We start from the raw sequence: 21,573 nt of genomic DNA, 5'->3' as shown, positions 1-21,573 counted from the left end.
GCGCATTTTGTGCGAAAGTGCGCGCGTTTATAGCACGCCGTCTTGCCATGCCCCGTCCCATCCACGCCACCGTCCATCTCGATGCCCTGCGCCACAACCTGCAGCGTTGCCGCGCCGCAGCGGGATCGGCCCGCCTGTGGGCCGTGGTCAAGGCCAACGCCTACGGGCACGGCATCGAGCGCGTCTTCCATGCCCTGCGCGCGGCCGACGGGTTTGCACTGCTCGACCTGGCCGAAGCCGAACGCCTGCGCGCGCTCGGCTGGCGGGGCCCCGTCCTGCTGTTGGAAGGGTGTTTCGAGCCGCGCGACCTCGAGGTCTGCTCGCGACTGAACCTGTGGCACGTGGTGCATTGCGAGGAACAAATCGAGTGGCTGGGGGCGCACAAAACCCACCAACCCCACCGTGTCTTTTTGAAAATGAACTCGGGCATGAACCGGCTCGGCTTTCGGCCCGAGGCGTTTCGCGCCGCCTGGGCGCGGTTGCAAGCGCTGCCGCAGGTCGACGAGGTGAGCCTCATGACGCACTTCAGCGACGCCGATGGCCTGCGCTGGGGGCGCGAGGGCATCGCGCATCAGGTCGAGGCCTTCGTGCGCGCCACGGCCGACCTGCCCGGCGAGCGCAGCCTGTGCAACAGCGCCGCGCTACTGCGCCATGCGCAGTCGGCGCGGCTGCTGGGGCCGAACGACACCCTGGCCTTGGCTGCCGATTGGGTACGCGCGGGCATCGCCCTGTACGGCAGCGCACCGGACCACCCCCATCACGACACTGCCCACTGGGATTTGCAGCCCACCCTGACGCTGGCCAGCCGCCTGATCGCCATCCAGGACGTGCGCGCCGGGGAAACCGTGGGCTACGGCTCGACCTACACGGCCCCCCGCGACATGCGGGTGGGGATCGTGGCCTGCGGATACGCGGATGGGTATCCCCGCCACGCCAGCCAGGGCCAAGACCACGGCGCCCCGGTGCTGGTGCGCGGCGTGCGCACGCGGCTGGTGGGGCGCGTCAGCATGGACATGCTGGCGGTTGACCTCACCCCGGTCGAAGCCGCCGGCGGCCCGTGCCAGCTGGGCGACGAAGTGGTGCTGTGGGGGCGCAGCGTGCACGGGCCCGTGCTGGCCGTCGACGAGGTAGCGCGCGCCGCGGGTACCATCGCCTACGAACTGTTGTGTGCACTGGCCGCGCGTGTGCCGGTGCGCGTGGACGGCGATGGATAGCCACTTGTACTCCCTGGGGTATCTTGGTATACTGATCGGCATGAGGAGTCCGTCCATGTCCATGCCGCGTCCGCCCCTCCGTGCCGACACCACCGCCCCGCGACCATTGGGGCGCCGCCACTGGCTGGCCACTGCCGCCGTGGCACTGTCCGCCGCACTGCCTGCCGCCTGGGCCGCCGAGGGCCCGCGGGTCGACGTGCAAACCGTCAGCCGTCAGCCCGTGGCGCAGGGGTTGGTGCTGGACGGCACGCTGCAGGCGGTGCAACAGAGCACACTGGCGGCGCAGGCCGCTGGCCGCATCGTGCAACTGCCCGTCAAGGCCGGTGACCGGGTGCGCGCCGGGCAGGTGCTGGCCGTGATCGACGACCGCGAAACCAGCGCGGGCGTGCAGCGCGCGCAAGCCGCGGTGCAGCAGGCCGAGGCCGAGGCGCGCAACGCCGACGCCCACCTGAAGCGCACGCGCGAATTGCGGGCACAGGGATTCGTGTCGCAGGCAGCACTGGACACCGCCCAGGCACAGGCCGACGCCGCGCGGGCGGCGCTCGCGCAAGCGCGCGCGGCGCAGTCCCAGTCGGCGCTGGCGCAAGGGTTTACGCGCCTGACGGCACCGTACGACGGGTATGTGTTGGCCACCCATGCCGAAGTGGGCGACCTGGCGGCACCAGGCCGACCCATCCTGACGCTGCACGCGCCGCAGCCGCTGCGCGCGGTCGTACACGTCCCGGCCTCGCGCGCAGCGCTTGCCGGGGCGGCGCACCAGGTGCAGGTGCGCTTGCCGGATGGACGCTGGGTCGCGCCGCAGGCGCAGACTCGGCTGCCCGCGGCCGACCCGGTGGCGCAAACCGTGGAGTGGCGACTGGATTTGGCCCCGGCGGACACGGCCTCGCACGTGCCCGGGCAGGCGGTCAAGGTACGCTTCGTGGCCAGCGCCGAGGAGCGCCTGGTGGTACCGGCGCGCGCGGTGCTGCGCCGCGGCGAGTTGACCGCCGTCTACGTCGCCTCTCCCGCCGGGGCGGCCAGCGGCTTCGTGCTGCGGGCGGTACGCCTGGGCACCGATCACGGCGACAACATCGAAGTGCTGTCCGGCGTGCAGCCCGGCGAGCGCGTGGCCCTGGACCCCGTGCGCGCCGGTCTGGCGGGCGCCCAACCGGCCCAACGCTGACCTCGAGGGACGCGCCGTACCATGACACCCAAATCGGATTCCGTCGAACGCCTGGGCTTCTCCGGCGCGGTGGCGCGCCTGTTCCAGGCCAATGCCATCACCCCGCTGCTGGCGCTGGTGGCGCTGCTGCTGGGGCTGTTTGCCGTGCTGGTCACCCCGCGCGAGGAAGAGCCGCAGATCAACGTGACCATGGCCAACGTTATCATCCCCTTCCCCGGCGCGTCGGCCGCGGACGTGGAAAAGATGGTGGCGCAGCCCGCGGAGCACGTGCTGTCGCAGATCCACGGTATCGAGCACACGTACAGCGTCTCGCGCCCGGGGGTGGCGGTGCTGACCGTGCAGTTTCAGGTGGGCGTGCCGCGCACCGAGGCGCTGGTGCGCTTGTACGACGTGCTCAACGCCAACCAGGACTGGCTGCCGCAAGGGCTCGGGGTGCTGCCACCCATCGTCAAGCCCAAAGGCATCGATGACGTGCCCGTGCTGGCGGCCACACTCTGGAGCCCGGACGGGCGCAGCGCGCTCGATATCGAACGCGTGGCACATGCCATCGAAACCGAACTCAAGCGCGTGCCGGGCACGCGCGAAGTACAAACCATCGGTGGCCCGGGCCGGGCGGTACATGTCTGGCTCGACCCTGCCCAGTTGCGCGCACGCGGCGTGCCAGTGCAGGCACTGTACCAGGCCATCCAGGCGGCCAACCAGGCACTGCCGGCGGGCACGGTGGCCAACCCGCAAGCGGGCCAACCGGGGCAACCCGGCTTGTTGACGGTGGAGACGGGCGAATTCCTGCGCTCGGCGCAGGAGGTGGGCGACATCGTAGTGGGCGTGCACGACGGCAAGCCGGTCTATCTGCGCGAGGTCGCCCGCGTGGAGGAAGGGGCCCAGCTGCCCCGCCGCTACGTGTGGCACACGCCAGGGCCGGGTGACGCGCTGCCCGCCGGGGCTCAGGTCGGGCAGTCGTACCCGGCCGTCACCGTCATCGTGACCAAAAAACCGGGCCAAAACGCGGTGGATGTGGCGCAAGCGGCACGCGCCCAGATCGAGCGCTTGCGCAACACCCTCATCCCCGAGGGCGTCGAGGTCACCATCAGCCGCGACTACGGCGCCACCGCGGCCGACAAAGCCAACAAGCTGATCCAAAAACTCATCTTTGCCACCGCCAGCGTCATCGTGTTGGTGGGCGTGGCCTTGGGGCGGCGCGAGGCCGTCATCGTGGGCGCCGCGGTCATTCTGACATTGACCGCCACGCTGTTTGCCTCTTGGGCGTGGGGCTTCACGCTCAACCGTGTTTCGCTCTTTGCCCTCATCTTCTCCATCGGCATTCTGGTGGACGACGCCATCGTGGTGGTGGAAAATATCCACCGCCACCGGCAACTCACGCCCGACGCCCCGCTGAGCGAGATCATCCCGCGCGCGGTCGACGAGGTCGGTGGACCCACCATCCTGGCCACGCTGACCGTGATCGCCGCCTTGCTGCCAATGGCGTTCGTCACCGGCCTGATGGGGCCGTACATGAGCCCCATCCCCATCAACGCCAGCATGGGTATGGCGATTTCGCTGGCGATCGCCTTCACGGTCACGCCCTGGCTGGCGCTGCACCTGACGCGCTCGCACGGGCACGCCGCGCACGCCCCCTCGCGCCTGACGCGCGGGCTGCAAGCGTTCTTTACCCGCACGCTGACACCGTTTTTGCACAGCGCGCGCCACCGCTGGCTGCTCGCGGCCGGGGTGCTCGCCGGCTTGGTGCTGTCGGTCGGGCTGGTGGTGGTGCAGGCGGTGATCCTGAAGATGCTGCCGTTCGACAACAAGAGCGAATTCCAGGTCGTGCTGGAAATGCCCGCCGGCAGCGCGCTGGAAGACACCGCGGCCGCCTTGCAGGACATGACGGCCTTTCTGGCCCAGCAGCCCGAAGTCACGCACGTGCAAGGCTACGCGGGCACGGCCAGCCCGATCACCTTCAACGGGCTGGTGCGGCAGTACTACCTGCGCGCCGACCCGGAGCAAGGCGACCTGCAGGTCAACCTGGTCGATTCGCGCCACCGGCATGAGAAGAGCCACGCCATCGCGCAACGCCTGCGCCCGGGCCTGGAAGCGATTGCGCAGGCGCACGGTGGCCGCATCAAGGTGGTGGAAGTGCCCCCGGGCCCGCCGGTGCTTGCGCCCATCGTGGCCGAGGTCTACGGCCCGGATGAGGCCGGTCGCGCCGAGCTGGCCCGCCGCGTGGCCCAGGCGTTTGCCGCCACCCCGGACATTGTTGGCATCGACACCACGCTCAAAGAAGACGCGCCGCGCACCTTCCTGCGCATCGAGCGCGCGCGCGCGGAGGCGCTGGGCATCCCGGCGCAGGTGATCGCGCAAACCGTCTACACCGCCCTGTCGGGCATGGACGCCGCCTATTTGCACGACGGCTACGCCAAGTTCGCCGTGCCGGTGCGGCTGCAGCTGCCGCGCGAGGCGCAGGTGGGCTTGGATGCGGTGCTGGCGCTGCCGTTGCGCGCCGCCAACGGGCGCATGGTGCCCCTGTCCGAGCTGGTGCGCGTCGAACACGGCGTCATCGACGCGCCGCGCTTCAGCAAGGACCTGCTGCCGGTGGTGTACGTGCTGGGCGACATGGCAGGCCGCACCGACTCGCCGCTGTACGGGCTGTTCGGCATTCGCCCGCAACTGGCGCAGGCCGCCCTGCCCGACGCGGGCGAGCTAGGTGAATACTGGATTCGCCAGCCCACCGACCCGTGGCGGCAATACGCCATCAAGTGGGACGGCGAGTGGCAGATCACCTACGAAACGTTCCGGGACATGGGGGCGGCCTACGCCGTCGGGTTGGTGCTGATCTACCTGCTCGTCGTGGCCCAGTTCAAGAGCTACCTGACCCCGCTCATCATCATGGCTCCGATCCCGTTGACCCTGATCGGCATCATGCCCGGGCACGCACTGCTGGGGGCACAGTTCACCGCCACCAGCATGATCGGCATGATCGCGCTGGCGGGCATCATCGTGCGCAACTCGATCCTGTTGGTCGATTTCATCGAGCTGGAGACCGCCAAGGGCGTGCCGTTTGCGCAGGCGGTGGTGCAGTCGGCGGCGGTGCGCGCGCAGCCGATCGCACTCACCGCGTTGGCCGCGATGATGGGGGCGTTCTTCATCCTGGACGACCCCATCTTCAACGGCCTGGCCGTGTCCTTGATCTTTGGCATCGCGGTCTCCACCTTGCTGACGCTGGTGGTGATTCCGGTGTTGTACTACGCCGTCTACCGTCGCCGCTACGCGGCGCAGGCGGCGGGCAACGCCTGATTGCTGCCACCCCACTGCTGTTTCTTGTCCAACCCTGTCAAGGAGTCTTTCATCATGACGGTCGAACGCTATATCCGCATCATCGCCGGTCTGTTCGTATTCGTGTCGGTGGCGCTGGGGACGCCCTCCAGCCCGCTGTTCGTCAGCGAGTGGTTTTTGGCCTTCACCGCGTTCGTGGGGCTGAATCTGTTCCAATTTGGGTTTACCAATTTCTGCCCGCTGGCCATCATCCTCAAAAAGCTGGGCGTGCCTGAGAGCGCCCTGCCCTGCAAAGCTTGCTGATTCGTTCGCCCTCTTGCCACACGGTGCCCCATGACACCTTCTCCCACACCGCTGAAATATCTGCACCCGGGTTGGTTTTCGCTCGTCATGGGACTGACGGGTCTGGCCTTGGCCTGGCACGCCGCCGGTCACTGGCTGGGTGAGTGGGCGCAGGGCGCGTCGCTCGTGTTGGGCGTGTTGGCGGCCGCGGTATTCGGGGTGCTGCTGGTGGGCTCGGCCGTGCGGGCACAACGCCACCCGCCAGCATTGGCGGAAGACCTGCGTCACCCGGTGCGCCACACCTTTGTGGCAGCGCTGCCGGTGTCGGCGCTGCTGCTGGCGACGTGGATGCAGGCCATGGAGCTGTGGCGGGACGGTGCGCACGGGCTGTGGTGGCTGGGCGCGCTGGGCCAGTTGGCCGTCACGGTATGGGTACTGGGGCGCTGGCTCGCGCCCACGGTGGCCCACGCGCCAGATGCGCAATCGCTCTGGAACGGCATCACCCCGGTGCTCTACATCCCCGTGGTGGGCAATGTGGTCGCACCGCTGGCCGGGGTCGGGTTCGGCCACGACGTGTGGTCGGCCATCCACCTCGGTATTGGCGTCTTTTTCTGGCCGGTGGTGTTTGCGCTGCTGGTGGCGCGGCGCTTGGCGCATGGGCCCATCCCTCCGCGGCTGCATCCCACCTGGTTCATCACGCTGGCACCGGTGTCCGTGGTGGGGTTGTGCCTGCTGCGCTATGGCGCAGCGCCACTGGTGGCCGTGGCCGTGTGGGGTGTGGGTCTATTCACCTTGCTGTGGGTCGGCACGCAGGCACGGCGCTTCTTTGCGCAGCCGTTCGGCGTGCCGTTTTGGAGCGTTTCGTTTCCGCTGGCGGCCTTCACCACCCTGACCGTGCGGCTGGCCGAGGCGCTGGCGCTGCCCCCACTGCGCATGGTGGCGCTGGTACTGCTGGCGCTGACGTCGGTGGTGATCGCGGCGCTGCTGCTGGCCACCGTCAAGGGCCTGCGCGAGGGCACGCTGCTCGCGCCCGAGCCGGTAGCCCCCATCGTGCCGGCATCGAACTGACATGACGCCCGCCGACGCGCCACTCCTGGCCGTGGCGGCCTTTGCGGCGGGCGTGCTCAATGCCATCGCCGGTGGCGGCAGTTTTCTGACGTTTCCCGCGCTCGTCTTCACGGGCATTCCGCCCATCGTAGCCAACGCCACGAGCGCGGTGGCGGTCAGTCCAGGATATCTCGGCAGCACCCTGGGGTTTCGTCGCGAGCTGGCGGCGCTGCCGCGCCGGCGGCTGCTCGTCGAAGCCGGCATCGCCGCCGCCGGTGGCGTGCTGGGCGCAGCGCTGCTGCTGGTGACGCCCGCCAGCGCCTTTCGCGCGCTGGTGCCCTGGCTGCTCTTGTTTGCCACCGCGGTCTTCCTGGCCGGACCGTATGCCGTGCGCTGGCTGGCTACACACCGCCCGGGCACGAGCGCCGCCGCCGCCCGCCACGGAGGTCTGCTGGCCGTGGCCATCTACGGCGGCTACTTCAACGGCGGCCTGGGTATTTTGTTGATGGCACTCTACACCGTCACGGGCGAGTCGCGTATCCACACCGCCAACGCGCTCAAAAACCTGAACTCGCTGGTGCTGTCGCTGCTGTCAGTGGCCACGTTTGCCGTGGCCGGGGCCGTCGCCTGGACACCGGCGCTGCTGATGATGGCCGCCGCGACGATGGGCGGCTACGCGGGTGCGCGCTGGGCGCAGCGCTTGCCGGCGGCAGCGGTGCGCGGGATCGTCATCGCCACTGGGCTGGCCATGAGCGCGGTGTTTTTCTGGCGCGGCTGAATACCGGGGCGGCCCTGATGGCCGAAATCGATCCGGGCTGCTACGATTGCATGCATCCATCATCCATTCGTCCGCTGAGCCACCATGGACCGCCTGCCCGATGTTCTCGAGGGCCGACTCGAGCAGATCGCCTATCCGCACATTCGCGAGCGGCTGTTGCAGCTGCGCGATGACCCCCAGGCCATGCTGGATTACGTCAACCACCTCTTCCTCGATACCCGCGGCGGCACGCGGCGTGGGTTCGACTTCACGACGGCAGCGGCGTTGATGGACATCAAACACGATTTGATGCTGAAATCAGGGGAGTTTTACAAATTGCGTGAACAAGCAGGGCTCCCCGATGGCGAATTCAAAGCGGCACCGGATAAACCCGTGACGTCTTACACTCCGCTGAAGTTGCCCAAGGGGTGGTGACTTTTCAACCGCCCTCACGATCCGCCGCGTCTAGACGCGGCTCGCCCCACACGCGCCCCAGTGCCGACCACGCCGCCGCAATGACCGGCTCGGCCGCGCGCTCGGCTAGGCTCACGAAGGTCAGCTCGCACGGCAGCGACACCCGGTCGGCCACGACCAGCCCGCGCGCCTGCGCCTCGCGAATCGCCACCGCGTCACGCACCAGGCTGAGCCCCACGCCCGAGCGTACGAGGTCGAGCATCGACGCCTCTTGGTCCACCAGGGCCACACGCCGCACGCGCACGCCCAGCGGTTGCAACACGCGCGCGAGCAGCCGGTGGTGGGCCGACGCTGGCGGGGTTTCGATCCACGGCAGCGCTGCCAGCTCGGGCCAGCCCTTGCCATGCACCTGCGGCCCCCAGCCTGCCGGGGCCAACACCCGGTAGGTAAACGGGGTGAGCGACTGCACGCGGTAGCGATCCGGCACGCCACGGTCGGTGTTGGGGTCACCCAGGTAGTAGCCCACGTCGTGCTCGCCGGCGTCGAGCCTCTGCAGCACCTCACCGCTCATGCCTTGGCGCAGCGCGGTCTGCACGTGCGGCGCCGTCTCTACCAACTCGCGCAAAAAGGCGCCGAGCCGTGTGAACTCCGGATCCAGGATGGTGCCGATGGCCAGTTCACCCCGCACCTGTTGGCGCAGGCGCTGCGCGGCGCCGTCGAACTCGCGCTGCGCCGCCAACACGCGATCGGCCAACGGCAGCAAAGCGGCGCCGTCGGGCGTGAGTCGCATGCCGCGCGCGGTGCGCTCGAACAGGCGCACGCCCAGGCGCTCCTGCAGCGATTTGAGTTGCAGGCTCACGGCCGGCTGCGTCAGATGCAGCCGCTGGGCCGCGCGCGACAGGCTGCCTTCGCGGGCCACGGTGACGAAGGCGCGCAATGCGGTGTGATCCATGGTTTTGGATATTAGATGGCGTTATGCCTTACTTTAGAAAAACTCGCTGGTCGAGCGCAATGGCTTTCGCTACAGTGGGTTCTTTGTCATCAGCTTTTTTTATCCTCGATATGCATGCCACCCCCACCGCGATCGGCCACTATGTCGGCGGTCGCCTGCTCGCTGGCCACAGCGGTCGCCAACAAGACGTCTTCAACCCCGCCACGGGCACCGTCACCGGACGGGTCGCCCTGGCCGATGCGGCCGAGGTGCACGCCGCGGTGGCCGCCGCCCACGCCGCCTTCCCTGCCTGGGCCGAGGTGCCGCCATTGCGCCGCGCGCGCATCCTCTTTCGCTTTCTGGAGTTGCTGCACCAGCATCGCGACGAGCTGGCGCGCCTGATCACCGCGGAGCACGGCAAGGTCTTCGCCGACGCGCAAGGCGAGGTCACGCGCGGCATCGAGATCGTCGAATTCGCCTGCGGCATCCCGCAACTGCTCAAGGGCGATTACACCGAGCAGGTCTCCACCGGCATCGACAACTGGACGCTGCGCCAGCCGCTGGGGGTGGTGGCGGGCATCACGCCGTTCAACTTCCCCGTGATGGTGCCGATGTGGATGTTTCCGATCGCGCTGGCGTGCGGCAACACCTTCGTGCTCAAGCCCAGCCCGATCGATCCCTCGCCGTCGCTGCGCCTGGCCGAGCTGCTGCAGCAAGCGGGCCTACCGGATGGGGTGTTCAACGTGGTGCAGGGCGACAAGGTGGCGGTCGATGCGCTGCTCGAACACCCGGATGTGCGCGCCATCAGCTTCGTCGGCTCCACCCCGATCGCGCAGCACATCTATGAGACGGGCGCGCGCCACGGCAAACGGGTGCAAGCGCTGGGCGGGGCCAAAAACCACATGGTGGTCATGCCCGATGTGGATCTGGACCAGGCAGTCGACGCGCTGATCGGCGCCGCGTTCGGTTCGGCCGGCGAGCGTTGCATGGCCATCAGCGTGGCCGTGCTGGTGGGCGACGTGGCCGAGCGCATCATGCCGCGGCTGGTCGAGCGCACGCGCGCGCTGCAGGTCCTCGACGGCATGAATCCCCAGGCGGAGATGGGCCCGATCGTGACCGACAGCGCGCGCCAGCGCATCACCGGCTACATCGAGGCCGGCTTGCGCGAGGGAGCACTGTTACGGGTGGACGGCCGCGACTTCGACGCGCGGCGCGCGGGGCCGGGGTGCGAGCGTGGCTTCTGGTTGGGCGGCACGCTGTTCGACCATGTCACGCCGTCGATGTCGATCTACCGCGAGGAAATCTTCGGGCCAGTGTTGTCGTGCGTGCGCGTGCCGGACTTCGCGGCCGCGCTGCAGCTCGTCAACGACCATCCATACGGCAATGGCACGGCGTGCTTCACGCGCGACGGCCACATCGCGCGCGAGTTTGCCCGGCGCGTGCGTGTGGGCATGGTCGGCATCAACGTGCCGATCCCTGTGCCGATGGCGTGGCACGGCTTCGGCGGCTGGAAAAAGAGCCTCTTTGGCGACCTGCACGCCTATGGCGAGGAAGGCGTGCGCTTCTATACCGCGCAAAAGAGCGTGATGCAGCGCTGGCCCGAGAGCACGCCCAAGGGCGCCGAATTCGCCATGCCGACCGCGCAGTGAACACGTTCGACTTCATCGTCGTCGGGGCAGGCACCGCGGGTTGCCTGCTGGCCAACCGCCTGTCGGCTCATCCCCAGCACCGGGTGTTGCTGATCGAAGCCGGCGGGCGCGACAACTACCCATGGGTGCACATCCCGGTGGGTTACTTGTACTGCATCGGCAACCCGCGCACCGACTGGTTGTACCAAACCGAAGCCGACGCCGGCCTCAACGGTCGGCGGCTGCGCTACCCGCGCGGCAAGGTGCTGGGGGGCTGCTCCAGCATCAACGGCATGATCTACATGCGCGGGCAAGCGCGCGACTATGACCAGTGGGCACGCCTGACGGGCGACGACGACTGGAGCTGGGCGCGCTGCCTGCCCGACTTCAAGGCGCACGAGGATCATTACCGACTGGACGCCGATACCGACCCTGCGTTCGCCGCGCTGCATGGCCATCGCCGCACCGGCAGCACCGGCGAGTGGCGGGTCGAAAAACAACGCCTGCGCTGGGACATCCTGGACGCCTTTGCCCGCGCGGCGCAGCAAGCGGGCATTCCCGCCACCGACGACTTCAACCGCGGCGACAACGAAGGGGTGGGCTACTTCGAGGTCAACCAAAAGCGCGGCTGGCGCTGGAACGCGGCCAAGGCGTTTTTGCGCCCGGCGTGTGAGCGCCGCCCCAACTTCACCCTTTGGACGCAGGCGCAAGTCAAACGGCTGCTCTTCGAGCGAGGCGCGGATGGCGCGCTGCGCTGCCGCGGCGTCGAGGTCTGGACCCGCGATGGGACGGTGACCGCCCACGCTGCGCGCGAGGTGGTGCTCAGCGCCGGCGCCATCGGCAGTCCGCAAATCCTGCAGCTGTCGGGTATCGGGCCCGCCTCCGTTCTGCAGCCGCTGGGTATCGACGTGCTGGCCGACCTGCCGGGGGTGGGCGCCAACCTGCAAGACCATTTGCAGATCCGCGCCGTATTCAAGGTGCACGGCGTGCCCACGCTCAACACCCTGGCGCACAGCCTGTGGGGAAAGGCGCGCATCGGCCTGCAATACCTGCTCACGCGCAGCGGGCCGATGAGCATGGCCCCCAGCCAGCTCGGCGCCTTCACACGCAGCGCGCCGGATCGGCCCTGGCCCAATATCGAGTATCACGTGCAACCCTTGAGCCTCGATGCGTTCGGCGAGCCGCTGCACTCTTTCCCCGCGTTCACGGCCAGCGTGTGCAACCTCAATCCCACCAGCCGCGGCACGGTACGCATCCGCAGCCCGCACTTTCAAGAGGCCCCGGCCATCGCGCCGCACTACCTGTCCACCGACGAAGACCGACAGGTGGCGGTCGAGAGCCTGCGCCTGACGCGGCGCATCGTCGCGCAACCGGCGCTGGCACCGTACCAGCCCCAGGAATACAAACCTGGCGTGCAGTACCAGCGCGACGAGGACCTGGCCAAACTGGCGGGCGACATCGCCACCACCATCTTCCACCCCGTGGGCACCACGGCCATGGGCCGCGACGGCGACCCCATGGCCGTGACGGACCCGCACCTGCGCGTGCGCGACGGGCGTGGGGGACGCATCGCTGGCTTACGCGTGGTGGATGCGGGCATCATGCCCACCATCACCAGCGGCAACACCAACAGCCCAACCCTCATGATCGCGGAGAAGGCCGCGCGCTGGATCCTGGCCGGCCAATGAGCGCCGCGGACCGGTGGGGTTCGGGTTAGTCCCATGCCCGTGCGGCCCAGTGCGCCTCTAGAATGGGCATATTCGGTCGTCGCGCGCCGCGCTCGCGGCAACGGCGGCTCCAAGAGGGCCGAGGAGACAGCCCCACCGTGCCAGAGGACGGCAAGCAGACCATCCACGTCAGGGTGGAGACACCATTGGCATCACGAGCACGCGCCGTCAAAGGGCCGCAATTACAAACACCGGCGAGCCCGGTGTTTTTATTGCGGCGCCGACTATTGAGCGTGCCTGCTACGAGCGGGCATCGAGCAGCCGACCCAAGGCCTGATCGGCGGCCTTGAAGACCTGCAAGTTGGCGGCAAACGCGTTGGCGGCCTGCTTTTGCGCCACCAGGTCGGCGGCCAGATCTGCGCCGGGCGTGGGCAGCCGGTCGATTTGCGTGCGCACGCCGCCTGCGAGATCAGCGCTGGCGCGCACCTGCTGGCGCCGAAAGCCCTCGGTCTGGGCATTGGCGATGTTGTGGGCTGCACTGTCCAGCCGCACCTGGGCGGCGCGCAGGCCCGACAGCGTGGTCGAGATCACGTCCATGGCGGCAGTGTAGTCCCGCCGCCTCGCCAACGCGCGCGCTCCCGACGAACGGCGGCACACCCCGCAGGCACGCCACGCCCAGGCCCGGCGCGCCACGTGGCGTCACGCCGAACGCCGGCGGTTGAGCAGCGCGTACAGCCCGATGGCACCAAACGTCGCGGTGCCGATGCCGCCCAAGGCAAAGTCGCCAAACTTCAGCGTGAAGTCACCCGTGCCCAGCACCAGCGTGATGGCCGCGACCAACAGGTTCTTGTTGTCGGAGAAGTCCACCCGGTTGTCCACCCAGATCTTGGCGCCCGCGACTGCGATCAGGCCGAACACCACGATCGACACCCCGCCCATGACCGCCAGCGGGATGGCCTGGATGAGCGCGCCGAACTTGGGGCTGAAGCCCAACAGAATGGCCATCAGGCCCGCGACCACGAAGATCGCGGTCGAATAGATCTTGGTCGCCGCCATGACGCCGATGTTTTCGGCGTAGGTCGTCACGCCCGTGCCACCGACACTGCCAGCGACCATGGTGGCCACGCCGTCGCCCATGAAGGCACGGCCCATGTAGACGTCCAGATTCTTGCCGGTCATCGCCGTCACCGCCTTGATGTGGCCCAGGTTTTCGGCCACCAAGATGACCGCCACCGGCGCGATCAGCAGCATGGCGTGGGCGCTGAACACCGGCGTGCTGAACTGGGGCAGCCCAAACCACGGCGCGTTGGCCACCCCCGACAGATCGAGCGGCTTGCCCAACCCCAAGCCGTTGGCCAACACCGCGTACACCACACTGGCCACGATCAGGCCCATGAGGATGAGCAAGCGCTGCACCATGCCGCGCGTGAACACCGCGACCAGCCCGACGCAAACGAAAGTGACAGCCTGCATCCAGGCATCGAACGGCGTGGGAGCCATGTTCTTGACCGGAATGTGCGCGAGGTTGAGCCCGATCACGGCCACCACCGCGCCCGTGACGACGGGGGGCATCAAGCGCTCGATCCAGCCCGTGCCCACCGCCTGCACGATGGCACCGATGATCAAGTACAGCAGCCCGCAGGCAATGATGCCGCCCAGCGCCACGCCGATGTTGGCATTGGGCCCCGGCCCGGCGTAACCGGTGGCCGCGATCACCACGCCGATGAAGGCAAAGCTCGACCCAAGGTAGCTGGGCACCTTGCCGCCGGTGAACAGGAAGAACAGCAGCGTGCCAATGCCACTCATGAGCACGGCGACGTTGGGGTCGAACCCCATCAGAATGGGCGCGAGCACCGTGGCGCCGAACATCGCAATCAGGTGCTGCACGCCCAGCATCGCCGTCTGCGGCCAAGGCAGCCGCTCGTCGGGGCCGATGACGCCGCCGGCGGCCAGCGCCGCGTCGGATTTGGGGGTCCATTGGAACATGATGGCTCTCACTCCTCGTCAATGTGGCTGAAAACGGGGCACGATTCTGCCTGCAACTGCGGCAGCGGGGGTAGCAGGACCAAAAACCCCGCCGACGCAACCCCTATCCCTTCAGGTGCGAGCGCACGGCAACTCGAGCACGAAGAGAGCGCCGCCTCCCTCGGCATTCGCCGCGCTCAGTCGCCCGCCGTGCTGCTCGACGATGCCGTAGCTGATCGACAACCCCAGGCCAGTGCCCTTGCCGATCGGTTTGGTGGTGAAGAATGGGTCGAAGATGCGCAGTAGATGCTCCGCGGCGATGCCTGGACCGTTGTCGCGGACGGTCACCTGCACCCGTGGCGGCCCATCGTCGATGCTTCGCAGCTCGACCCACACGGTCGGCTGAGGCACACCCGCCACCGCGTCGAACGCGTTTTGCAGCAGGTTCATCATCACCTGCTGCAGCTGCCCCGCGCTACCCAACACCGTGCAACCACACTGAGGAGCCCAGTGGACTTGCACGGGTGAAGGCCGCCCTTTTTGCACCCAATGAATGGCGCGCTCGATGACCGGCACCAGATCGACGGGCCGGCGCTCCTCGGAATCCATGGCCGAGAAGCGCTTGAGACCTTGCACGATATCGGCGGTACGCTGCGCACCCTCCAGCGTACCCTCGATCAACGAAGGCAAATCCGACAACAGATGCTCCACACGCAGCCGCCGGCGCAGGACATCGATCTCGTCGTCCTGCACCCGGTCTTGCAGGGCTTGTAGATACACCTGCAGCCGCTCGCAGTACTTGCGCAGCGCGTGCACATTGCCAAGCACGAAGCTGATGGGATTGTTGAGCTCGTGCGCCACCCCGGCCACGAGTTGCCCCAATGACGCCATTTTCTCGGAGTGCAGCAGCTGTTGCTGGGTGCGCTTGAGAGCTTCGTGTGCAGAGCGCAGCTCATGGTAGGCACGCTTGAGCTCGGCCATTGGCCGGCCCACCCAGACCGTGCCCAGTCGTTTTCCGTTGCCCCCAAGACGCGGCGCACAACTCGCATCTACGGGAACCGCTTGCCCTGTCCGATCCAACAACTGCAGCTCGATCCCTTGTCGGGCATTCACGCCATCGACCTGGGCCATGGCAGCGCGAGCCATGGCGGCGCTGCCGTCGTCAGCCAGCAGCTCCACGAACCGCACACCGCACAGACTCTCTTCGGACCTACCCACCAGTTGGCACAGCGCGGCATTGACCTGCTCGATACGCCCCTGCCCGTCGCAGACGATCAACACGTCCGACATGGCACCGAGCACGCTCAGGATGAACTGCTGCGACTGTTCCAGTTCGGCGTTCTTTTTCTCCAGCTCGACCTCGTCGGCGATCAGACGGGTGTAGACCTCGTCCATTTTCTGGATCACATCCAGCCAGGTCGACTCGTCCACGCCGTCGAGCGTCGCGGCAGGCGCCTCGATGCGGGAGCGATCTCTACTCACGATTCGACCCTCTCTCGTCTTCTAATGGACGGTACAGACCATGCAGGGATCGAACGAGCGCACGATGTGCTGAACCGCCACCGGCGTCGTCTCGCCCGGCACGACGGGTGCCCCGACCAGCGCCTGCTCGAGCGCGCCAGGCGTTCCCTGCGCGTCGCGAGGCGAAAAATTCCAGCTCGTCGGTGCGACGATCTGATAGTTGGCAATCCTGCCGTCACGCACCACGAGCCAGTGACCCAAAGCGCCGCGCGCGGCTTCGGACAATCCGGCCGCGCGACCCTCCGCGGGCAGATTGGCTGGCACGCAATACGGCTGCCCCGGGCGCAACGCGTGCAACCAAGCCTCCATCCACCCAATCACCCGCGCCAGCTCCAGCACGCGCGCCAAGACCCGGGTGAATACCGTGCCGCCGTGGCGAGCCAGTGCATCACGCAGCAACGGGTGACCGTCGACGACCTGCCGGGCAATGGCACCGGTCTCCACCACCTCTCCAGCCAGCCGAGGGGCCTTGTTCCAGGTATACGCGCCGGCTTTGTCCGCGTCCGGCTCGGTACGACCCTGCCACGGATGCAGGGCGCCATTCCCATGCTCGAGCCAGGCACAGGTGGCGTCCTCCGAAATCGAGCCGACATCGACGGTGTCGAGCCGGTGTTGCGCTTGGCGCCATACACCGCGAGGTAACGCGAACGAACCATCGGGCTGCGGGTAGGCGCCGAAACTTAGGTAACGACCGGGGCCCGGCCCCAGGTTCTGCAAACCCAACTCGCTCGCCAGTGTCAGAAAAAACCGCAGATCCCCCCCGAGGGGCGCCCGCGCATGCCAAGACCAAAGCGCGGCTTCGCTGTCCAGGTGGATGAAGGCGTCCAGTGAGTCGCCAATCCACTCCCGCTCCACGAAAAAACGAAATTCGCGTACCGTGGCCAGCAGGCGGAGTCGCTCCGCGTTGTCGATCGCGCGCGTCGATCCACCAGGCTGAACACTGTGTGTATGCGGCCACCGACCACCGAGCGTGCCCAAAATAGTCAGCCAACGCTGGCGCGCTGCCGTCGCCGCGCGAATCTGTTGCCCCCCATCGGGCGCGAAGCGCCGCACTGCCTCTGCGTGCCAGGGTCTGTCAGCATACACGGGGCGCGTGAAATCCGGCATGAAAAACCGGTAGAAGTGCGTGAGGTGGTCGGCCAGGTTTTCGGTCGCCAACATCAGATTGATGGTGTGTCGACCGTTGGGGGGCATCGCCACGCCGGCCAGTTCGGCCAAGGCGTGCGCTGCCGCCACCGACTGGGATACCGAGCAGATCCCACAGATGCGGGGCACGAATACCAAGGCGTCCTGTGGCACCTTGCCGCGCAGGATCTGCTCGAACCCTCGGAACATCGGCGCGTTGACGCGTGCGTCCTGCACACGCCCATCGCTGATTTGCAGCGCCACCTCCAAATCCCCCTCGACACGATTGAAGGGGCCGACCAACAGGCGCGATGTCATGTGAGCCGGGTCCGCCGGATGGCAGGTTTCTCGACCAAGTGATCGGCCACGGCGTTGACCCGAACGCGCTTGGGCGTTGCACTCTTGGACAGCGAGGCCAGCGCGACGAACCACGCCTTGGGCATGTCCGTGGGCAGGCCAACCGGAATGCCGGCGATCTTGGGTGTTTGATGGAAGGGATGGCCAGGCTCTTGAAAACCCGGCTCGGTGCAAGCCACGCAGGCGTAACCGGCACGAGTGCAGCTACCCTCGCCATTCCAGAGCCGGGTGTTGCAGTCGGCGTGGACCTGTGTACCCTTGCAGCCAAGGTGCTCCATCAGGCAGCCCAGGTCCGATGGTTTGACGGCACTGGCTTTGAACTCGTAGTACTCGTTGCGTGTGCAACCGTGGTGCACCAAATGATCGGCGTAAAACCGCGGGCGCGCGTAGGCATCGAGGTCTTGCGCCGCGATTTCGGACGCGGCCAGGGCCATCAAGGTGTCGATCACCCAACCGGGATGCGTGGGACAACCCGCAACATTGATCACCGGCAGTCCACTGCTGGATCGAAACTCCGCACCCAGCAAACCACCGGGGATCTCGTCGTCGTACTGCAGGCCACAGGCGTCGGTGGGGTTGGGCCCACCAGCGGTGACGCCACCCCAGGCGGCACAGCTGCCGATGGCCAATACATAAGACGCCCGCGTCGCGAGCTCGCGCACCCAATCGATCATTGGTCGCCCGGTGCCGGCGAGCACGTGAAAGCGGCCGGTGCCGTTTGGACCGCGCAGCAGGGCGCCTTCTACACAAAGTGCATCGAGTGGTGTCGCACCGTCGAGCACCGATTGCAGCAGCGCACGGACCTCCTCACCACTGGCCAACGACAGCGAGGGGTGCCACAACAGATCGATGCCCGCGGCGCGCAACTGTCCATCGAAATCGGCCGTATTCGCGCACAACAGCGACATGCTGCATCCCCCACAGCCGCCAGATTGCAGCCACAACACGTTCATGGGCAACTCTCCTCAGCTCATCCGGCGTGCCGAGACACGATGCACCAGGCTCGGCCTTCATGGGTGATCCAACCCAAAGCGGCGCATCTTGGCGCGCAAACCGACCCTCGACAGTCCCAGCTCGGCCGCCGTACGGGTCTTGTTCCAGCGATGCCGCAGCAAAGCGTCTCGCAAGATCACGGCTTCGACCACCTCGAGCCGCTCGCTAAGGGTACCACTGCCGGGCTCGGTGATCCAGCCGCGCCCACCGGCACCACTCCCCCGCCCCTGACGCACGCGAAGCGAAAACACATCCGAGGACAATACCGCGCCGTCATGCAGCGTCATCGCGCGCGCCAACTCGTTGCGCAACTCGCGGATGTTGCCCGGCCAGGGGTAAGCAAGCAGACACGCCAGCGCCTCGTCGGAGAGCTGCACACCGGGATGACCCAACTCGGCGGCCACGTCCTGCACGATCTGGCGCGCGATGGCCGGAATGTCTCCCACGCGCTCGCGCAACGGGGGTAAAGTAAGCGTGACGGCAGCGATGCGGTAATACAAGTCCTCGCGAAACAATCCCTCGCGCACCCTTTGCTCCAGGTCGCGGTGCGTGGCCGCAATGATGCGCACATCGACCGGTACCGGTCGTGCCGCGCCCACCGGGCGCACCTCCCCTTCCTGCAAGACGCGCAGCAACTTGACCTGAAAAGCCGGCGACGTTTCGCCGATCTCGTCGAGAAATATCGTGCCACCGTTGGCGCGCTGGAACAGGCCGACGTGGTCCTCGAAGGCCCCCGTAAAAGCCCCGCGCTTGTGACCGAACAGTTCCGACTCGAGCAAGGTATCCGGAATGGCGGCACAGTTTTCGACCACGAAAGGCCCTGCACAACGCGGGCTCGCGTAGTGGATGGCACGCGCCAGTAACTCTTTACCCGTCCCGGATTCGCCCTGCAACAACACCGAGATGTCGTAGCGCGCGACACGTTCGGCCATGGCGCACACGCCATCGAGGGGGCTGCCTGGCATGCGCACGAGGCGATCGAAACCAAACTGCTGCTGCACCAGCGACAGCTGTGTCGCTATGCGCTGCCGCAGCGCACGTGTACTGGTGCGCAGCTCCAAGTCCAGGCGCGCGGTCTGCTGCTGCAGCGCCAGTGCCTCGACCGCACTGCGCACCGACTCCAGCAAATGATCCGGCAACCAAGGCTTGAGGATGTAGCGGTGAATGCCCGCCTCGTTGACGCCAGCGATGATTTCCTCGCTGTCGGCATATCCCGAAATGATGATGCGCACGACGTCGGGCCAGCGCTCGCGTACCTCGCGCAGAAACTGCACACCGGTCTGTCCCGGCATGCGCTGATCACACAGAATGACGTGGACTGGGTGCTCTTCCAAGAGGCAGCGGGCATCGTCCGCACTGCTGGCGGTGATGACGGTGAAGTCATCCTCAAGCGTGCGACGCAGCGCTTCCTGCGAACGCTGCTCGTCATCCACGATCAAAACCGTAGGCATCGCAGGCTGCGCTAGGGGACGAGACATGACGATCGGTCAGCGGTGTATGGCCAGATGGCGCGGCGTCCATGCGGGAGGTAACTTGTGCACGAAATGGTGCCTGGCCACGTGGTAGCTGGGATCGAATCCATAAAAGTTGCGATGCATGCGCTGCAGCTCTTGTTCACGGTACCACGATAGCGGTCGAATCGCCTCGTCGGCCTGCCGCTGCCGTTGTTTCGCCGCTATGCGCTCGACGTGATCCGCGGCGGCCGCCAGCGCCAACGCTCGTGCCAACACCTCGGATTCCAGCACATGCCGCGGCCCCTCAACGCAGGCATCGATCAACCCCATCTGCCAGGCATCACGGGCCCGCATCGGCAGCCGAGTCGCCATGAGGGCACGCGCGCCATCATCCCCCAAGCGACGCGGTAGCGCGTAGGTCCAATACTCCGATCCATACAGATTGCCCATGTTCTTGTAGTGTGGGTTGAGCACCACGGCCTCGTGGGCCCACACGAGATCGGCCGCCAGCGCCAAAAAGACACCTCCCGCCCCTGCATTGCCACGCATCACGCTGACCGTGACGCGGTCGGTCATCTGCAAAATGGCCAGCGCCACGTCATCGATGGCCTGGATGTTGCGCCATGACGCATCGGCCGCACTGTCTCCGGGACACTGCGCCGCCGCCTCGATGGCGTTGAGATCGATGCCGTTGCTGAAAAAATCTTCACCGCCCAACAACAGCAGCACCCGCAGCGGCCGTTGGCGCACCCATTGCAACGCCCGGAGCAAGCGCTCGCAGCGCACGGTGGTCATTGCTCCATTGTAGAAGTCGAACGACAGGCAACCCACTCGGGCGTCCTCGGGGCCATGTTCCCGGTAGCGCAATTCACCCCACTCGTCGTCGGGTCGCGTCAGCGGCGCGGGGGAGTGCGCAAGGGCATGCACCTGCTCGGCAAATACGTCCGCCGCCACCTGCTTGACATGCCCGAGTCCCGCCGCGGTGCCGGGGGGATCGGCCAAACGCACGTGCCCAATCCAGACACCGCCATCCACCGTGCGCCGCAACAGCGCGCCGTCGCGCACTGCCAACACGCGCCCGGGCCGATGATTGGTAAACGCCGCCATGGTGGCGGCACTGGCCTCGTGCGCGTCATACAGATAGCAAGGTTGCCCCCAGAGGGCGTCGAGAACCCCGGGCTGCCCGTCAGCGCAGCGCAAGCGGGCCATCACGGTCGCGGTGTCGTCGCACTCCCAGTCGATGGCACGGTCGGCTTGCCGCATCGCTGGCTGCCAACGCATCGTGGGGGACGGCCCTGCGGGCGGCGTGCGCACGCCAGACTCGAATCGGGCCAACATAGCCAACGTCGCCTGCAGCGCCGCCTCGGTCACTTCGCGCCGGTAGAGGCTGCTCTTGGTGGCCGCTCGCGTGGCGAAATCGGCATGGGCCCACACCGGGCCTGCATCGAATTCTCCGTTCGCCTGTAACACGGTGACCCCCCAGTGGGAGAGCCGTTCCCGCACCGCCCAGTCCAATGCGCTCGGCCCGCGGTCTCCGGGTGGCCCCGGATGGACCACGAAACACGGCACGCGTTGCCAGACGGTATCGGGAATACGCCGCTTCAAAAACGGCGCCAGCACCAGGTCGGGCGCAAACAGGGACACCGCCTCTTCGGTCACTCGGTCGGCGATATCGAGCTCGACGCTCACGGTATGGCCGCGCGCGCGCAGCTCGGCATACAGCCGCTGGCTCAGGCTGTTGAAGCCGTGGCACAGCAACAAAATACGCAGCGCCATGACGAACCAA

17 protein-coding genes are annotated in these 21,573 nt (G+C 67.3%); 9 read left to right on the top strand and 8 right to left on the bottom strand.

The genetic code is table 11. The features are described 5' to 3' along the window. Positions 1-47 precede the first annotated feature (47 nt). From alr to ACPYIS_RS04540, 7 genes are all read left to right on the top strand, one after another. Positions 48-1,214 carry an alanine racemase gene (gene alr, locus ACPYIS_RS04570; RefSeq protein ID WP_425973910.1) on the top strand — a complete coding sequence of 389 codons (1,167 nt, stop codon included), beginning with the start codon at positions 48-50 and terminating at the stop codon, positions 1,212-1,214. A gap of 55 nt (positions 1,215-1,269) precedes the next feature. After that, the gene (locus ACPYIS_RS04565) at positions 1,270-2,376 is read left to right on the top strand and encodes an efflux RND transporter periplasmic adaptor subunit (RefSeq protein WP_424859913.1); all 1,107 of its coding nucleotides are present in this window, start codon (positions 1,270-1,272) and stop codon (positions 2,374-2,376) included. 21 nt (positions 2,377-2,397) lie between these two features. Then, positions 2,398-5,667: an efflux RND transporter permease subunit gene (locus tag ACPYIS_RS04560; RefSeq protein WP_424859914.1), complete on the top strand. Its 3,270-nt coding sequence runs from the start codon at positions 2,398-2,400 to the stop codon at positions 5,665-5,667. Between the two features lie 54 nt (positions 5,668-5,721). Beyond that, the gene (locus tag ACPYIS_RS04555; protein WP_424859915.1) at positions 5,722-5,949 is read left to right on the top strand and encodes a YgaP family membrane protein; all 228 of its coding nucleotides are present in this window, start codon (positions 5,722-5,724) and stop codon (positions 5,947-5,949) included. 30 nt (positions 5,950-5,979) lie between these two features. After that, positions 5,980-6,996: an SLAC1 anion channel family protein gene (locus ACPYIS_RS04550; RefSeq protein WP_425973908.1), complete on the top strand. Its 1,017-nt coding sequence runs from the start codon at positions 5,980-5,982 to the stop codon at positions 6,994-6,996. Position 6,997: 1 nt separating this feature from the next. After that, positions 6,998-7,753 carry a sulfite exporter TauE/SafE family protein gene (locus ACPYIS_RS04545; RefSeq protein WP_424895023.1) on the top strand — a complete coding sequence of 252 codons (756 nt, stop codon included), beginning with the start codon at positions 6,998-7,000 and terminating at the stop codon, positions 7,751-7,753. Positions 7,754-7,837: 84 nt separating this feature from the next. Next, a complete protein-coding gene (locus ACPYIS_RS04540; RefSeq protein WP_299022883.1) occupies positions 7,838-8,167 on the top strand; it encodes a hypothetical protein in 330 nt (109 codons plus the stop codon). Positions 8,168-8,171: 4 nt separating this feature from the next. On the opposite strand, the gene ACPYIS_RS04535 is transcribed toward ACPYIS_RS04540, so the two are convergent. After that, complete coding sequence (locus tag ACPYIS_RS04535) at positions 8,172-9,098, bottom strand: LysR family transcriptional regulator (RefSeq protein WP_299022886.1); 927 nt, start codon at positions 9,096-9,098, stop codon at positions 8,172-8,174. A gap of 110 nt (positions 9,099-9,208) precedes the next feature. Here ACPYIS_RS04535 and ACPYIS_RS04530 point away from each other — a divergent pair, with 110 nt between their 5' ends. Together ACPYIS_RS04530 and ACPYIS_RS04525 are read left to right on the top strand one after the other, a co-directional pair. Next, a complete protein-coding gene (locus tag ACPYIS_RS04530) occupies positions 9,209-10,726 on the top strand; it encodes a CoA-acylating methylmalonate-semialdehyde dehydrogenase (protein ID WP_424859920.1) in 1,518 nt (505 codons plus the stop codon). Next, positions 10,723-12,393 carry a GMC family oxidoreductase gene (locus tag ACPYIS_RS04525; protein WP_424859921.1) on the top strand — a complete coding sequence of 557 codons (1,671 nt, stop codon included), beginning with the start codon at positions 10,723-10,725 and terminating at the stop codon, positions 12,391-12,393. The genes ACPYIS_RS04530 and ACPYIS_RS04525 overlap by 4 nt, the downstream gene beginning before the upstream one ends. 279 nt (positions 12,394-12,672) lie before the next feature. On the opposite strand, the gene ACPYIS_RS04520 is transcribed toward ACPYIS_RS04525, so the two are convergent. The 7 genes from ACPYIS_RS04520 to ACPYIS_RS04490 form a co-directional block, all read right to left on the bottom strand. Further along, entirely contained in the window at positions 12,673-12,969 is a 297-nt protein-coding gene (locus tag ACPYIS_RS04520) for a flagellar basal body protein (protein WP_299022894.1), read from the bottom strand. A 102-nt stretch (positions 12,970-13,071) separates the two neighbouring features. Then, complete coding sequence (locus ACPYIS_RS04515; protein ID WP_424895024.1) at positions 13,072-14,358, bottom strand: solute carrier family 23 protein; 1,287 nt, start codon at positions 14,356-14,358, stop codon at positions 13,072-13,074. A 111-nt stretch (positions 14,359-14,469) separates the two neighbouring features. Continuing rightward, complete coding sequence (locus ACPYIS_RS04510) at positions 14,470-15,819, bottom strand: PAS domain-containing sensor histidine kinase (protein WP_299022899.1); 1,350 nt, start codon at positions 15,817-15,819, stop codon at positions 14,470-14,472. A gap of 21 nt (positions 15,820-15,840) precedes the next feature. Then, positions 15,841-17,301, bottom strand: coding sequence for a nickel-dependent hydrogenase large subunit (locus tag ACPYIS_RS04505; RefSeq protein WP_299022904.1), 1,461 nt, complete (start codon positions 17,299-17,301; stop codon positions 15,841-15,843). After that, positions 17,298-18,293 (bottom strand): HupU protein, encoded by a 996-nt coding sequence (locus ACPYIS_RS04500; RefSeq protein WP_299022906.1) that lies wholly within the window; start codon positions 18,291-18,293, stop codon positions 17,298-17,300. The genes ACPYIS_RS04505 and ACPYIS_RS04500 overlap by 4 nt, the downstream gene beginning before the upstream one ends. Before the next feature lie 57 nt (positions 18,294-18,350). Continuing rightward, positions 18,351-19,784, bottom strand: a complete 1,434-nt coding sequence (locus ACPYIS_RS04495) for a sigma-54-dependent transcriptional regulator (RefSeq protein ID WP_424859923.1) — start codon at positions 19,782-19,784, stop codon at positions 18,351-18,353. A 36-nt stretch (positions 19,785-19,820) separates the two neighbouring features. After that, entirely contained in the window at positions 19,821-21,563 is a 1,743-nt protein-coding gene (locus ACPYIS_RS04490; protein WP_424895025.1) for a hydrogenase maturation protein, read from the bottom strand. Positions 21,564-21,573: the final 10 nt, after the last annotated feature.

Origin of the sequence: Tepidimonas sp. HKU78, from assembly GCF_049860815.1 — a bacterium.
Classification (GTDB): Bacteria; Pseudomonadota; Gammaproteobacteria; order Burkholderiales; family Burkholderiaceae_C; genus Tepidimonas.
Note: the sequence above shows the minus strand (reverse complement) of the source record. Positions and strands in the feature narration are given on the sequence as shown.

Coding starts and splice junctions, on each gene's coding strand:
- ACPYIS_RS04555 (WP_424859915.1), top strand. CDS start 5,722: ATGACGGTCGAACGCTATATCCGCATCATCGCCGGTCTGTTCGTATTC.
- ACPYIS_RS04565 (WP_424859913.1), top strand. CDS start 1,270: ATGTCCATGCCGCGTCCGCCCCTCCGTGCCGACACCACCGCCCCGCGA.
- ACPYIS_RS04560 (WP_424859914.1), top strand. CDS start 2,398: ATGACACCCAAATCGGATTCCGTCGAACGCCTGGGCTTCTCCGGCGCG.
- ACPYIS_RS04495 (WP_424859923.1), bottom strand. CDS start 19,784: ATGCCTACGGTTTTGATCGTGGATGACGAGCAGCGTTCGCAGGAAGCG.
- ACPYIS_RS04545 (WP_424895023.1), top strand. CDS start 6,998: ATGACGCCCGCCGACGCGCCACTCCTGGCCGTGGCGGCCTTTGCGGCG.
- ACPYIS_RS04520 (WP_299022894.1), bottom strand. CDS start 12,969: ATGGACGTGATCTCGACCACGCTGTCGGGCCTGCGCGCCGCCCAGGTG.
- ACPYIS_RS04490 (WP_424895025.1), bottom strand. CDS start 21,563: ATGGCGCTGCGTATTTTGTTGCTGTGCCACGGCTTCAACAGCCTGAGC.
- ACPYIS_RS04550 (WP_425973908.1), top strand. CDS start 5,980: ATGACACCTTCTCCCACACCGCTGAAATATCTGCACCCGGGTTGGTTT.
- ACPYIS_RS04500 (WP_299022906.1), bottom strand. CDS start 18,293: ATGAACGTGTTGTGGCTGCAATCTGGCGGCTGTGGGGGATGCAGCATG.
- ACPYIS_RS04515 (WP_424895024.1), bottom strand. CDS start 14,358: ATGTTCCAATGGACCCCCAAATCCGACGCGGCGCTGGCCGCCGGCGGC.
- ACPYIS_RS04530 (WP_424859920.1), top strand. CDS start 9,209: ATGCATGCCACCCCCACCGCGATCGGCCACTATGTCGGCGGTCGCCTG.
- ACPYIS_RS04540 (WP_299022883.1), top strand. CDS start 7,838: ATGGACCGCCTGCCCGATGTTCTCGAGGGCCGACTCGAGCAGATCGCC.
- ACPYIS_RS04535 (WP_299022886.1), bottom strand. CDS start 9,098: ATGGATCACACCGCATTGCGCGCCTTCGTCACCGTGGCCCGCGAAGGC.
- alr (WP_425973910.1), top strand. CDS start 48: ATGCCCCGTCCCATCCACGCCACCGTCCATCTCGATGCCCTGCGCCAC.
- ACPYIS_RS04505 (WP_299022904.1), bottom strand. CDS start 17,301: ATGACATCGCGCCTGTTGGTCGGCCCCTTCAATCGTGTCGAGGGGGAT.